The 13,566-nt window shown below is 33.8% G+C and carries 9 protein-coding genes; all 9 read right to left on the bottom strand.

The annotated features are described in order from the left end of the window. Positions 1 to 1,701, bottom strand: a 1,701-nt coding sequence (locus tag Q0842_RS01665) for a hypothetical protein (RefSeq protein ID WP_298493530.1), incomplete at its 3' end; no start/stop codon positions are given. A gap of 207 nt (positions 1,702 to 1,908) precedes the next feature. After that, complete coding sequence (locus Q0842_RS01660) at positions 1,909 to 3,702, bottom strand: cbb3-type cytochrome c oxidase subunit I (RefSeq protein WP_298493528.1); 1,794 nt, start codon at positions 3,700 to 3,702, stop codon at positions 1,909 to 1,911. Positions 3,703 to 3,731: 29 nt separating this feature from the next. Next, positions 3,732 to 4,805 (bottom strand): cytochrome c oxidase subunit II, encoded by a 1,074-nt coding sequence (locus Q0842_RS01655; RefSeq protein WP_298493525.1) that lies wholly within the window; start codon positions 4,803 to 4,805, stop codon positions 3,732 to 3,734. 29 nt (positions 4,806 to 4,834) lie between these two features. Further along, positions 4,835 to 6,199 carry a quinol:cytochrome C oxidoreductase gene (locus Q0842_RS01650; RefSeq protein WP_298493522.1) on the bottom strand — a complete coding sequence of 455 codons (1,365 nt, stop codon included), beginning with the start codon at positions 6,197 to 6,199 and terminating at the stop codon, positions 4,835 to 4,837. 22 nt (positions 6,200 to 6,221) lie between these two features. After that, positions 6,222 to 6,773: a cytochrome c gene (locus Q0842_RS01645; RefSeq protein WP_298493519.1), complete on the bottom strand. Its 552-nt coding sequence runs from the start codon at positions 6,771 to 6,773 to the stop codon at positions 6,222 to 6,224. Positions 6,774 to 6,781: 8 nt separating this feature from the next. Beyond that, positions 6,782 to 7,312: a DUF3341 domain-containing protein gene (locus Q0842_RS01640; protein WP_298493516.1), complete on the bottom strand. Its 531-nt coding sequence runs from the start codon at positions 7,310 to 7,312 to the stop codon at positions 6,782 to 6,784. Between the two features lie 9 nt (positions 7,313 to 7,321). Then, complete coding sequence (gene nrfD, locus Q0842_RS01635) at positions 7,322 to 9,064, bottom strand: NrfD/PsrC family molybdoenzyme membrane anchor subunit (RefSeq protein WP_298493513.1); 1,743 nt, start codon at positions 9,062 to 9,064, stop codon at positions 7,322 to 7,324. A gap of 28 nt (positions 9,065 to 9,092) precedes the next feature. Then, on the bottom strand, positions 9,093 to 12,188 hold the full coding sequence (locus Q0842_RS01630; RefSeq protein ID WP_298493510.1) for a TAT-variant-translocated molybdopterin oxidoreductase: 3,096 nt from the start codon (positions 12,186 to 12,188) through the stop codon (positions 9,093 to 9,095). Positions 12,189 to 12,257: 69 nt separating this feature from the next. Then, a complete protein-coding gene (locus tag Q0842_RS01625; protein ID WP_298493507.1) occupies positions 12,258 to 13,553 on the bottom strand; it encodes a c-type cytochrome in 1,296 nt (431 codons plus the stop codon). Between the last annotated feature and the right edge of the window lie 13 nt (positions 13,554 to 13,566).

Below are 13,566 nucleotides of genomic sequence, written 5' to 3'. Positions count from 1 at the left end.
ATCTTCGCCTTCTAATAAATCAAATAAATTATAACTTGATGGTGCAGAACCTTCACAAAACTCTGGGAAAGTTGTTACTGGTGTCCCAGATTCTGGGGCATCTTCTATAGTTATTGTAATAGCTTCAGTATCAGAACACGTTCCATTATCAATTGTATAATTAAATGTATATGGGCTTCCAGATACTGTAAGTGTTGTAATATCCAAAGTGTTTGAAATTGTTGCATTACTAGAATCAGTCCATATACCACTATTATTATCTTGAGTATTATCTAAAGCATCGAATAAATTATATGGTGAATTTGAAACTAAATCATTCTCACAAAACACATCGTTTAAAGCATTTCCAGCATGTGGATCTTGAAGCACTATAACCTGTACTGTAGTAGACTCTTCTGGACATGGGTTAGGTAACGTGTTTTGGGTATATGTATAATTATATGTTCCTGCAGTTAATCCTGTTAAATCAATGGTAGAACTTCCACTTGACCATTGCCCTCCAAGATCATGATTTTCTAATAGTGAAAACAAATCAAAAGTAGTTGGCAAACTGGCTTCACAAAACGATGCTGGATTATTAGCTGATGGATCTCCAGAACTAAAAGTTTCATAAACTGTAATAGTTACATTTGAAATCCCATCTGGACAAACACCATTACTAGGAACTGTATACGTAAAAGTATAGGTTCCCGCAGTAGTTAATGTTGAAATATTAACCGTACCTAGGTTTCCATTTGTGGTTGTTAATGGGCCTGACCAGCTACCGGTAGAATCTTTTGGAGCACCTAGTTCATCAAATAAATTAAAATCTGCTACTGGCAAACTATCATCACAATAATCTAAGCTACCAGGTGTTCCAGCATTTACTGGATCATCAATATTAACAACAACTTCAATGGCGTTACTTTCACAAAAAGCATCATTAATTTGTACATAATAACTATTTCCATCAACTAAGGGTGTAAGTAATGATAATGCTGGTAGAATAGGGTCTCCTGAAACATCTACATTTGCATACCAACTAATATTTGTTTCAGTAGTACCAGGGTCTAAATTTCCAACTGTTGGATTATCATCAGAACAAAATGCTTGAGGTGTTGTAGGTGCTGGATCTGTTGGTGCACTAAAAACTCCTAATTGTGCTAATTCTAATTGACTTTTACAACCACCATTATCAACAAATACAATATAAAAATTTGTAGCTCCTAAAGGAATTGAATCCGTTGTATTAGCCTGACTTGTTAAATTTAAATCATAATAAACCTCAACAGAACCTCCTGCGGGTATACTTCCAAACAAAACATCATCTATATAAGTTTGTATAGTAGCATTTTCATTACTACAATATATTTGGTCTAAATTTTGACCAGTAGAATTTAGAACAAAATCAATATTTATAGAAGCTCTACTTCCACAAGTTCCTGTATTATCATCGGCATAGTAAATACCTTCTTGTAATAATTGATTAGGATTGAATGGACTACCTCCAGTCAAAGTATCATACCAGACTATACCATTACCACCATCAGTAGCGAAACTATTTAAATCGTTAAAGGTATATCCTGAAGCATCACAGATAGGGGGAGGATTAGGATTGGTTACTGTTGGACATTGAGCATTTGCAGAAAATACTGTCCATAGTAATACCATTGTAAAAGTCACAAATGTTTTTGTGAACTTTAAAAGGGATTTTGTTTTCATAGGTTAGGTTAATTTATAATTATTAATAGCAATGAAATTGTAATAAAATAAAACAAGTTATTTATTAATGTCTGGCAATTTAACTGATTTTTTTGTATTTCATCGATTTTTTTTTAAATTTTTTTCTTTTTATCGATAAATAATGCTTTTAAACAGAAAACTCGCCTTGAGAGGCGAGTTTTATATCTGTAAGAGGAATATTATTAATTAATGTTGGAGTTCTTCTTCTCCTTCTTTTAAAGGAATATTTTGTGGTACAAAATCAACATCATGTCCTGGTTTACTATAATCGTAAGCCCAACGGAATACATGAGGAATTTCTCCTGGCCAGTTTCCGTGTATATGTTCAACTGGAGTTGTCCATTCTAAAGTTGTAGATTTCCAAGGGTTTTGTGTAGCTTTCTTTCCAAAAAATATACTTACAAAGAAATTATATAAATATACTATTTGAACTACACCACCTACTAAAGCAAAGATTGTAATGACAACATTAACATTAGCTAAATCATCGAATAAAGGAAAATTACTATTAGTATAATAACGTCTTGGTAAACCTGCCATACCTATAAAATGCATTGGGAAAAATACTCCGTAAGCACAAACAGCAGTTATCCAGAAGTGAATATATCCTAAATTTTTATTTAGCATACGTCCAAACATTTTTGGAAACCAATGATAAATTCCTGCAAACATACCATATAATGCAGATATACCCATTACTAAGTGAAAGTGTGCTACAACAAAATATGTGTCATGAACATTAATATCCAAAGCACTATCACCTAAAATAATTCCAGTTAATCCTCCAGTAATAAAAGTTGATACAAAACCAATTGAAAACAACATGGCAGGATTCATCTGTAAATTACCTTTCCATAAAGTAGTTATCCAGTTAAATGCTTTTACTGCAGAAGGTATTGCAATTAATAAAGTTGTAAATGTAAATACAGATCCTAAAAATGGATTCATTCCTGAAACAAACATGTGGTGTCCCCAAACTATAGTTGAAAGGAAAGCAATAGCTAATATTGATGCAATCATGGCACGGTATCCAAAAATTGGTTTACGTGAATTTGAAGCCATGATTTCAGAAACTAGACCCATTGCAGGTAAAATTACAATATATACTTCTGGGTGTCCTAAGAACCAAAATAAGTGTTCAAATAATACTGGTGATCCACCTTGATAATGTAATACTTCTCCTTGTATAAATATATCTGATAAGAAGAATGATGTTCCAAAACTTCTATCCATAATTAATAATAAAGCTGCAGATAATAATACTGGGAATGATATAATACCAATAATTGCAGTTACAAAGAAAGCCCATATAGTTAAAGGTAACCTAGTCATAGACATACCTTTAGTACGTAAATTAATTACTGTTACTACATAGTTTAATGATCCTAATAAAGAAGATGCAATAAAGATAGCCATAGATACTAACCAAAGAGTCATACCCATACCTGAGCCACCTTGAGCCATTGGTAATGCACTTAATGGAGGATAAATTGTCCAACCTGCTGCAGCAGGACCAGCTTCAACAAATAATGAAGAAACCATGATTATACATGATACAAAAAATAACCAATATGAAACCATATTTAAAAATCCAGATGCCATATCACGAGCACCAATTTGTAATGGAATTAACAAGTTACTAAAAGTACCACTTAAACCAGCAGTTAGTACAAAAAAGACCATTATAGTACCGTGGATAGTTACTAGTGCTAAATAAATATCTGCATCCATAACACCATCTGGTGCCCATTTACCTAATAATGCTTCGAACAATACATTTGGCTCTTCTGGCCATGCAATTTGTAAACGGAACATCATTGACATTAATACACCAATAACTCCCATTATAGTACCTGTAACTAGATACTGCTTAGCAATCATTTTATGGTCTTGACTAAATATATATTTAGTTACAAATGTTTCTTTATGATGATGTCCGTGATCGTCGTCGTGAGCGTGGTTATCTGCGTGTGCTGACATAATCTTATATCGTGTTTTATCTTTTTTAATTAATTAACTAGAGAATTCTTAAACTCTTTTTGTTCTGCAATCCAAGCGTCATATTCTTCTTGTGTTTCTACCACAATTTTCATTTGCATGTTGTAGTGAGATTTTCCACAAATTTTGTTACATAATAATAAGTAATCAAATTCATAACGTTCTAATGCATCTTCACCTTTAGCTATTAGTTTTTTACTATTTTCTACTCTAATATTATTTATATTTAAAACCTTTTCAACCATTTGAGGGGTTTGACGCATATCAGCTGTAGTTACTGTAGGTGTAAAACCAAATTGTGTGATCATGCCTGGTACACAGTTCATTTGAGCTCGAAAGTGAGGCATATAAGCTGAGTGTAAAACATCTTGTGATCGCATTTTAAACAATACTGGTCTTCCAACTGGTAAATGTAATTCTGTAGTAATTACATCATCTTGTGCGTTTGGATCAGACTCATCTAAACCTAGAATATTAGCACGATCAATATCAATTAAACGTACGTTAGCCTTTCCTAATGTATTATCGGCTCCTGCATATCTAGCTTTCCAGTTAAACTGTTGTGCATATAATTCAACTACTAATGGATCGTCACTTTCATCAACACCCATAATGTTAATCCAAGTACTTAAACCATAAATAATTAAACCAGCTAAAACAATTACTGGAATAATAGTCCAGATTGCTTCTAGTTTATTGTTATCAGCAAAAAACAGGGCTTTTTTACCTTTTTCACCTTTATATTTATATGCAAAATAATGTAGTAAAAACTGAGTAATAGTTTGAACAATAAAAATTATTACCATTGATATAACCATTAAGTTATCAATAGTAGGTCCATGTTCTGAAGCTGAATTTGACATTAATGGTAAATCACCCCATTTAACAAAAGAGACAATTGTTATTATATAGATGAATGCTAAAAAGCCCATCATTAAATAACCATTTAATGTATTATCCTTATCTGTAGCGACTCCGGCAGTTGTGTTTTCATTTTTAGCTTGTGCTAAATCGAAAATCTTTACCATTTGCCAAATGGCAATTAAAATAAATACTAAAACTATAATTGTTAATAAAGCAGTCATTTGTATCGTTCGTCTTTATTTATATCTAATTAATAATGAAATTCTTCGCTTTCTTTTCTAAAAGGATATCCTTTTACAAGTAATGGTGCTTTTGTTAAAGCTGTAAAAACCACAAATATGAATAAGCCTGCGAAAAGTAATACTGAACTTATTTCTGGTATGCCAATAAACCATCTATCACCTACAGTTGCTGGCATAATCATGTTGAAAATATCGATGTAGTGACCAAATAAGATCACTAAACCTGCCATAACTACAAACCATGGAATACGTTTATAATCAGCATTCATCAACATTAATATAGGAAATACAAAATTCATAACAACCATACCTAAGAATGGTAATTTATAATCTTGGAAACGTGTTACAAAATAAGTTACCTCTTCTGGAATATTTGAATACCAGATTAACATGAATTGTGAAAACCATAAATACGTCCAGAATATACTGAAAGCGAACATAAATTTAGCTACATCATGTAAATGGTTTTCGTTTACAAATACTAAATAATTTTTAGATTTTAAATAAATGGTAATTAATGCTATTACAGTTATACCACTTACAAACATACTTGCAAATACATACCATCCAAACAAAGTTGAAAACCAATGCGGATCTACACTCATTATCCAATCCCAAGACATCATAGATTCAGTATATATAAAGAATACTAAAAATGCCGCAGAAATACGAAATGACTTTTTAAAGTTACTTTTATCTTCAGCTGTATCTTGTGCAATAGAAAATTTTCTAGAAAAGTGACGGTAAGCATACCATCCACCAATAAAGATAAGTCCTCTTATTACAAATCCACCTAAATTTAACCATCCTGTTTTTCCTTCAATAAGTTTATCATGTGCCACCACTTCTGGGTCCATCCATATAAATATGTTGTAATGCCCAATTGTACCTGAAGCTACTGCTATTGCTAATACAATTAAAGCACCAGGTAACATATAAGCTGTAATACCTTCCATAACTCTAAATAAAACTGGCGACCATCCTGCTTGTGATGCAATTTGTATAGCATAAAAAGCTAATACACCTAAAGCAATCATCATAAAGAAAAATGCAGCTACATAAAGTGCAGACCAAGGTCTGTTGGCTATTTGATGTTGAACATGCTCAATGTGCTTTTTATGTTGGTCAATTTCAGCATGAGCTGTATTACTGTGACTATCATCATGAGAATCTACAGCATGAGCATCATGACTTGGTGCTACATGAGTTGTGTTTTCACTATGTTCACCACCGTGGTGTGACTCTTCTGCAAGTAAGTGCTCAACCTCTTCAAAAGATTTATGAGATGTCATAAAACCATATCCAACTCCTAATGCTCCTAAAATCATTAGAATGAAAGAAAATGTCTTTAATTTATTTGAAAATGTATACATATCTATAATAATCTTATCAATCTTACTTTTCTAAATCTGCTTTCAATTTTAACACGTACGATACAACTTGCCAACGTTCCTCTTCGTTCAATTGGTTAGCATATGAACCCATAGCATTTTTTCCGTAATATATAGTGTGGTATATACTACCAGCATTAATGGCTCTACCTGCATCATCGTAACTTGGAATACCAAGAATTTTTTCACGTTTAACTAAGTTACCTTGTCCATTACCTTTATTTCCGTGGCAAATTCCACAATAAATATCATAAAGTTCTTTACCTCTATTTAAATCGACTTTAGTTGAATCTAAAGGATTCGATAAAGTTGCTTTCGCTAAATCATACCCAGCAGTAGAATTTTCTATATCAAATGGAACAAAGCCACGTGGTATAGAACCTTCTGCAGGTATTTGTGCTTCAACTCCATTAGGGAATGCTGCTTCACCATACGTTTCATATCCTGCAGACTCATACATGTTTGGCATGAATTGGTAGTTTGGTGCTGTGCTCTTATTACAAGAAACAGACACTAAAACAACTGCTAATACTAATATTTTAATTAAGCTTTTCATATCTATTATTAATGGGCTTTATCAACTAAATTAATTTCTACTGCTCCTGTATCAGCTAATAAACTTTCAAGTTCTTTTTCATTTCCATTAACTGCAATTTCCATTAAAAAATGATCATCAGTAGTTCTTGGGTCAGGATTTTCAGCATTTTTAAAAGGCCACATTCTACTGCGTAAATAAAACGTTATAACCATTAAGTGAGCTGCAAAAAATACTGTAAGCTCAAACATAATTGGCACAAATGCTGGCATATTTTCAATATAACTGAAACTTGGTTTTCCACCTATATTTTGTGGCCAATCTTCAATCATAATAAAATTCATCATTAAAACAGCCACAGTTAAACCAATCAATCCGTAAATAAATGCTGTAATCGCAATACGTGTTGGTGCTAATCCCATAGCTTTGTCTAATCCGTGAACCGGAAAAGGTGTATATATTTCCTCGATATGAAATCTTTCTGCCTTAACCTTTTTTACGGCCGACATTAATATATCATCATCGGTATAAATAGCGTGAATAACTTTTGAAGCTTCCATTGACTATATTTAGTTTATTAATTTTTTAGCTTGTCCAGACCAATCATCACGTTCTGCTCTTCCTGGGAAAGAACCAGTAATGCTGTCTAACAAATCATATTCATTTTTTGTCATTTTACTAACTTGAAGGAAAGTATAAATACCAATGCTATTTAATACTTGCTCCATTTTAGGTCCAATTCCACTTACTTTCTTTAAATCATCAGCCGTTTGAGTTGCTGGATCAAAAGCACCAATACTTCCTAAAAGGCTACTTACTTTTTCTGAGTTATTATCCGTTGAAGGTATAGTTTCTTTTACTTCAGCCACAGACTTAACAACAGCGTTACCTGATGTTCTTGTATCAGCACCAGTTCCCACTAAACTATCACCTCTTTCTCTAATATTTTTGTAACGTTCTCCTGATGATTTCAAAATTGTTTTAACCTCTGCTTGAGCAATTACTGGGAACGTTCTTGAATATAATAAGAATAATACAAAGAAGAATCCAATTGTACCAATAAAGATACCTATATCAACAAACGTTGGCGAGAACATAGTCCAAGATGATGGTAAATAATCTCTATGTAGAGATGTTACAATAATCACAAAACGCTCAAACCACATACCTATATTTACTACTATAGATATAAAGAAAGAAAACATGATACTTGTTCTTAATTTCTTGAACCACATAAATTGTGGAGAAAACACGTTACATGTCATCATCGCCCAATATGCCCACCAGTAAGGACCAGTTGCTCTATTTAAGAATGCATATTGTTCATATTCTACACCAGAATACCATGCAATAAATAACTCTGTAATATATGCTACACCAACTATAGAACCTGTAATCATAATTACAATATTCATTAATTCGATGTGTTGTACTGTAATATAATCTTCAAGGTTACACACTTTTCTCATAATAATAAGAAGGGTGTTTACCATGGCAAATCCAGAGAATACTGCACCAGCAACAAAGTATGGTGGGAAAATAGTTGTATGCCAACCTGGTATAACAGATGTTGCGAAGTCAAAAGATACAATAGTATGTACAGATAGTACTAAAGGTGTTGCTAAACCAGCAAGTACCAATGATACTTCTTCAAAACGTTGCCAATCTTTTGCTCTACCAGACCAACCAAAGCTTAATAAAGCGTATATCTTTTTTTGAAAAGGTTTGATTGCTCTATCTCGTAACATAGCAAAATCAGGTAATAAACCAGTCCACCAGAATACTAATGAAACAGATAAATAAGTTGAAATTGCAAATACATCCCAAAGTAAAGGCGAATTAAAGTTTACCCATAGTGAACCAAATTGATTCGGAATTGGTAACACCCAATATCCTAACCAAGGTCGCCCCATGTGAATTATTGGAAACAAACCAGCTTGAACAACAGAGAAAATCGTCATCGCTTCTGCAGAACGGTTAATTGCCATTCTCCATTTTTGACGGAACAGTAAAAGTACAGCAGAAATAAGTGTTCCTGCATGTCCAATACCAACCCACCAAACGAAGTTAGTAATATCCCAAGCCCAACCTACGGTCTTGTTTAAACCCCAAGTTCCAATACCTGTAGATATTGTGTATAAAATACATCCAATTCCCCAAAGGAAAGCTACCAATGCTATAGAAAAAACTATCCACCATTGCTTATTTGCTTTTCCTTCTACAGGTTTAGCCACATCCACAGTAACGTCGTGGTATGATTTTTCTCCTGTAACTAAAGGTCTTCTAATAGGTGCTTCGTAATGAGACGCCATAATTATATAATTGATTCTTTAATTAAATTTATGCTTCAGTTGTATTTCTCACTTTAGTATGATACTGCACGTTAGGCTTAGTACCAACACTTTCTAATAAGTGATACATACGGTCATCTTTTAAAAGTTTTGCAACTTTACTGTCTTTATCATTGATATCTCCAAAACTCATTGCTCCGTTACTACATGCAGCAGAACAAGCTGTTTGGAATTCTCCATCTTTAATTTCACGTCCATCACGTTTTGCATCAAGAATAGTCTTTTGTGTTTTTTGAATACACATTGAACATTTTTCCATGACACCACGAGAACGAACAACAACATCTGGATTTAATACCATACGTCCTAAATCATCATTCATATGATAATCGAACTCATCATTTCCATTATACAAAAACCAGTTGAAACGACGCACTTTATAAGGACAGTTGTTTGCGCAATATCTAGTACCTACACAACGGTTATAAGCCATATGGTTTTGACCTTGACGACCGTGTGAAGTTGCTGCCACAGGACAAACTGTTTCACAAGGTGCATGATTACAATGCTGACACATTACTGGCTGGAATACTACCTGAGGATTCTCAGATGCATTTTCTAATTCACCAAATTCACTTAATGAACTACCTAAACCAGAAATATTATCTTTTTTATCGTCATCACCTTCAAAAGATTCTTCAGATGAGTAATATCTATCTATACGTAACCAATGCATGTCACGGCTACGACGTACTTCAGTTTTACCAACTACAGGTACATTATTTTCAGCATGACAAGCAATAACACAAGCACCACATCCTGTACAAGCATTTAAATCGATTGATAAGTTGAAATGATGTCCAATTGAACGATCAAATTCATCCCATAAATCTACTTCTGGAGATGTAACTGGAGTTTCTTCATGATTTAAAGATACTGTTGGTACTTTATTCCAAACATTTCTATCTTTAGTATTGAAAATTTCTAAGGTAGTTTCGTGAACAATATCTCCACGCCCCATTAATGTATTATGTAACTGCACAGAAGCAAATTCATGCTCACCAGTAGCAGCCTCAACTGTTACATTTTGTACGTTATTGAAATTTTGATAAAATGCATAAGCATTAACTCCTGTTTGCATTTCATCTTTTAAACCTAATGTTTTACCATAACCTAAAGCTAATCCAACAGAACCTTTTGCTTGACCTGGTTGGATCATTACTGGCACTTTTAAAGTTTCACCATTTACAGTAACATTAGCGTAACTACCATTTAAAGCACCATTAGCAACATGTTTGTTTATTAAGCCTATTGCGTCTGCATCTGCTTTTGAAATGGTTAAATAGTTATCCCATGAAGTTCTTGTTAAAGGATCTGGAAATTCTTGTAACCATGGATTATTGGCCTGTTGACCATCTCCCATACCCACTTTAGTGTATAAAGTTAATTCAAGACCTGCACTTGGTTTTGCAGAAGCCGCTAAAGTTCTAGCTGCATTTCCTGAAGGTGTTTCTGCTGATTCTTCTGCACTAGATGTACTTTCAGTTTCAGTAGCAATTGTTCCTACAAATACACCATCATGTAGTGCTTTATTGAATGAACCTCCTCCTAAAATTCCTGTTCCCCAAGCATCTTTAATATAATCATGGTAAGAAATATCGTTTCCTGTCCATTTTAATAAAGCATCTTGAAATTGTCTTGTATCAAATAAAGGACGAATTGTTGGCTGCGTTAATGCATAATGTCCTTTTTTGATTTCAACATCACCCCAAGATTCTAAATAGTGAGGTGCTGCTGCAATATATTGTGCTTCTGAAGACGTCTCATCTACTTTCATAGAAAACGCCACAGATAATTCTACTTTTTTCAATCCTTCAGCAAAATCTGAAGCATTTGGTAAGGTATAAATTGGATTTACACCACTCATAATAACTGCTCCAACACGACCAGCTTTCATGTCGCCAACTAATCTAGCTACAGCAACATCACTACCTTGTCTTGTTTTAATTGGTGCTGATTTATTAAAAGCTTTACTTCCTAAAGCCTCATTTATTTCTAAAGCAACAGTTTGTGCATTTACATCTTGTATTCCTGTAACCACTAAACCTTTACTTCCTGCTTTTTTAAGTTGAGAAGCTGCTTTTTTAATAGCATCTTCAATATTTCCAGGTAATGTTCCAGAAACAGAACCACCAACAACATAGCTATATAATTTAGCTAAGGCTAGTTTTTGTTGCGAAGGAGTTAACGGTACACGTTTATCTGCATTGGCTCCAGTTAAAGACATGTTAGACTCAAACTGAACGTGTCTTGACATTTTACCATGATCGGGTATTCTATTTTTAGAATATCCAGAATCAAATCCTCCACCTTGCCAATCACCTAAAAAGTCAGCACCTACAGAAACAATAGTCATTGCTTTTGCAAAATCATAATTAGCTAATCCGCGTTCGCCATATTTAGCTTGATATGCATCAAGTGCAGCAGATTCTGAAACAGCATCATAAACTACATGACTAACATTGCCATACTTTTCTTTAAACTCTGAAATTAACTTACTTGTAGAAGGGCTCGCAAATGTTTGTGTTAATAACACAATACTTTTGTTAGTTTCTGATAATTCAGTTAACTTTTTTGTGGTTTCAGCATCAAAATCACTCCAAGAGATAGAATCTGAACCTTTTTTAGGTCCTTGAACTCTTAAGCTGTCATACAATCCTAAAACCGAAGCATTAACTCTAGCATTTGCACTACCATTGGTAGTTGCCATCGTATTATTTTCAATTTTAATTGGACGACCTTCACGAGTTCTTACTAAAACACTAGCAAAATCAAACCCATCAGCAATTGTTGTAGCATAATAGTTAGCAACACCAGGAATAATCTCGGTTGGTTGTACTATATAAGGTATAGATTTTTTTACAGGACCCTCACAAGCAGCTAAAGAAGCCGCAGCTGTACTAAATCCTACATATTTTAAGAAATCGCGACGTGTTGTAGATGTTGCTTCTAATGTGTCTTTATCACCTAAAAATTCATCAGTAGGAATCTCAGCTACAAACTCGTTTTGTTTTAGCGTCTCAACAATAGAGCTATTTTCGTTTAGCTCTTCAACACTTTTCCAGTATTTCTTGTTTGATGACATATTATATAATTGAATTACTTCTTATTTTATTTTTAAAAAACTCCCGTCTTAACGGCATAAACTACTTTTTTAGTAGTGACATTTACCACATTCTAAACCACCCATTTGAGCAGCTGTCAAATTTTCTACACCATACTTTTTTGATAACTCTTCATGTATTTTCGTATAGTAAGCATTGTCTTTTACATTTACATCTGTTTCTCTATGACAATTAATACACCAACCCATTGTTAATGGAGCGTGTTGATACATCACTTCCATTTCCTCTACTGGCCCATGACAAGTTTGACATTCTACACCGGCAACAGTTACGTGCTGAGAGTGATTAAAATATGCAAAATCAGGTAAGTTGTGAATACGCACCCATTTAACTGGCTGGGCTTCTCCTGTATATTTTTGCTCTGCATCATCCCATCCGGCTGCTGCGTATAATTTTTTAATCTCTCCGTCATAAAATTCTTTAGAATACTCCTCAGTAGCTGTTTCTGGTGAAACTTCATAAATTGATTTATGACAGTTCATACATACATTTAAAGATGGAATCCCTGAATGTTTACTAACTCTAGCAGAAGAATGACAGTACTTACAATCTATACCATTATCACCGGCATGTATTTTATGAGAATAATGAATTGGTTGAACTGGCTGATAACCTTGATCTACTCCTATTTGAGACAAATAACCATAAACAAAATAAGCACTTGACAACAAAAAGAATATTGCAACAACAATCATTAAAAATTGATTTTGAACAAAAGCTTTCCACAATGGTGTTTTACCTGGGCCTTCTGGCAAATCAATACCTTGCACATTTGCAAAACGACGTAGTGTTTTATTAACTAAGTATAAACCAGCCGCAAGAAGTATAAATAAAATAGCTAAAGCTCCTAAAATAATTTCGTTTGAAATACCTCCAGAGTTGTCACTAGTCTCTGCTCCTCCAACAGGAGCAGCAGCCTCAACAGGAGCTTGTTTTTCCTCTGCTGTATAAGCTAATAAGTTATTTATATCATCATCTGATAACTGAGGAAATGCAGTCATGGCAGCGCCACCATACTCATTATAAATCTTATTCGCGTAAGCATCTCCAGATTTTATTACTCCAGAACTATTACGTATCCATGCATACAACCACGCCCTGTCTAATCCTTCTTCTTCAGACAAACGCGCCTCTACATTACGTAGAGCAGGACCTGTCATTTTTTTATCTAACTTATGACAAGCAGCACAATTGGCATTGAATAATGATTTTCCTTTTGCTGGGTCTCCTTCTTGAGCAGAAAGAACCGTTGTAAATGCTAATAAAAAAACTAAGCTTAAACGAAGAAAGTTTGGGCTTAATTTACGGTGAATCACCTTTCTCATATTGTTGGTCAAA

The organism is uncultured Algibacter sp., from assembly GCF_947495675.1.
Taxonomy (GTDB): Bacteria; Bacteroidota; Bacteroidia; order Flavobacteriales; family Flavobacteriaceae; genus Algibacter_B.
This window is presented reverse-complemented; position numbering and strand designations above follow the sequence as displayed.

What these genes read in the sequence shown, in the direction of transcription:
- Q0842_RS01660 (WP_298493528.1), bottom strand. Translation starts at nt 3,702, where the DNA reads ATGTCAGCACACGCAGATAACCACGCTCACGACGACGATCACGGACAT.
- Q0842_RS01655 (WP_298493525.1), bottom strand. Translation starts at nt 4,805, where the DNA reads ATGACTGCTTTATTAACAATTATAGTTTTAGTATTTATTTTAATTGCC.
- Q0842_RS01650 (WP_298493522.1), bottom strand. Translation starts at nt 6,199, where the DNA reads ATGTATACATTTTCAAATAAATTAAAGACATTTTCTTTCATTCTAATG.
- Q0842_RS01645 (WP_298493519.1), bottom strand. Translation starts at nt 6,773, where the DNA reads ATGAAAAGCTTAATTAAAATATTAGTATTAGCAGTTGTTTTAGTGTCT.
- Q0842_RS01640 (WP_298493516.1), bottom strand. Translation starts at nt 7,312, where the DNA reads ATGGAAGCTTCAAAAGTTATTCACGCTATTTATACCGATGATGATATA.
- nrfD (WP_298493513.1), bottom strand. Translation starts at nt 9,064, where the DNA reads ATGGCGTCTCATTACGAAGCACCTATTAGAAGACCTTTAGTTACAGGA.
- Q0842_RS01630 (WP_298493510.1), bottom strand. Translation starts at nt 12,188, where the DNA reads ATGTCATCAAACAAGAAATACTGGAAAAGTGTTGAAGAGCTAAACGAA.
- Q0842_RS01625 (WP_298493507.1), bottom strand. Translation starts at nt 13,553, where the DNA reads ATGAGAAAGGTGATTCACCGTAAATTAAGCCCAAACTTTCTTCGTTTA.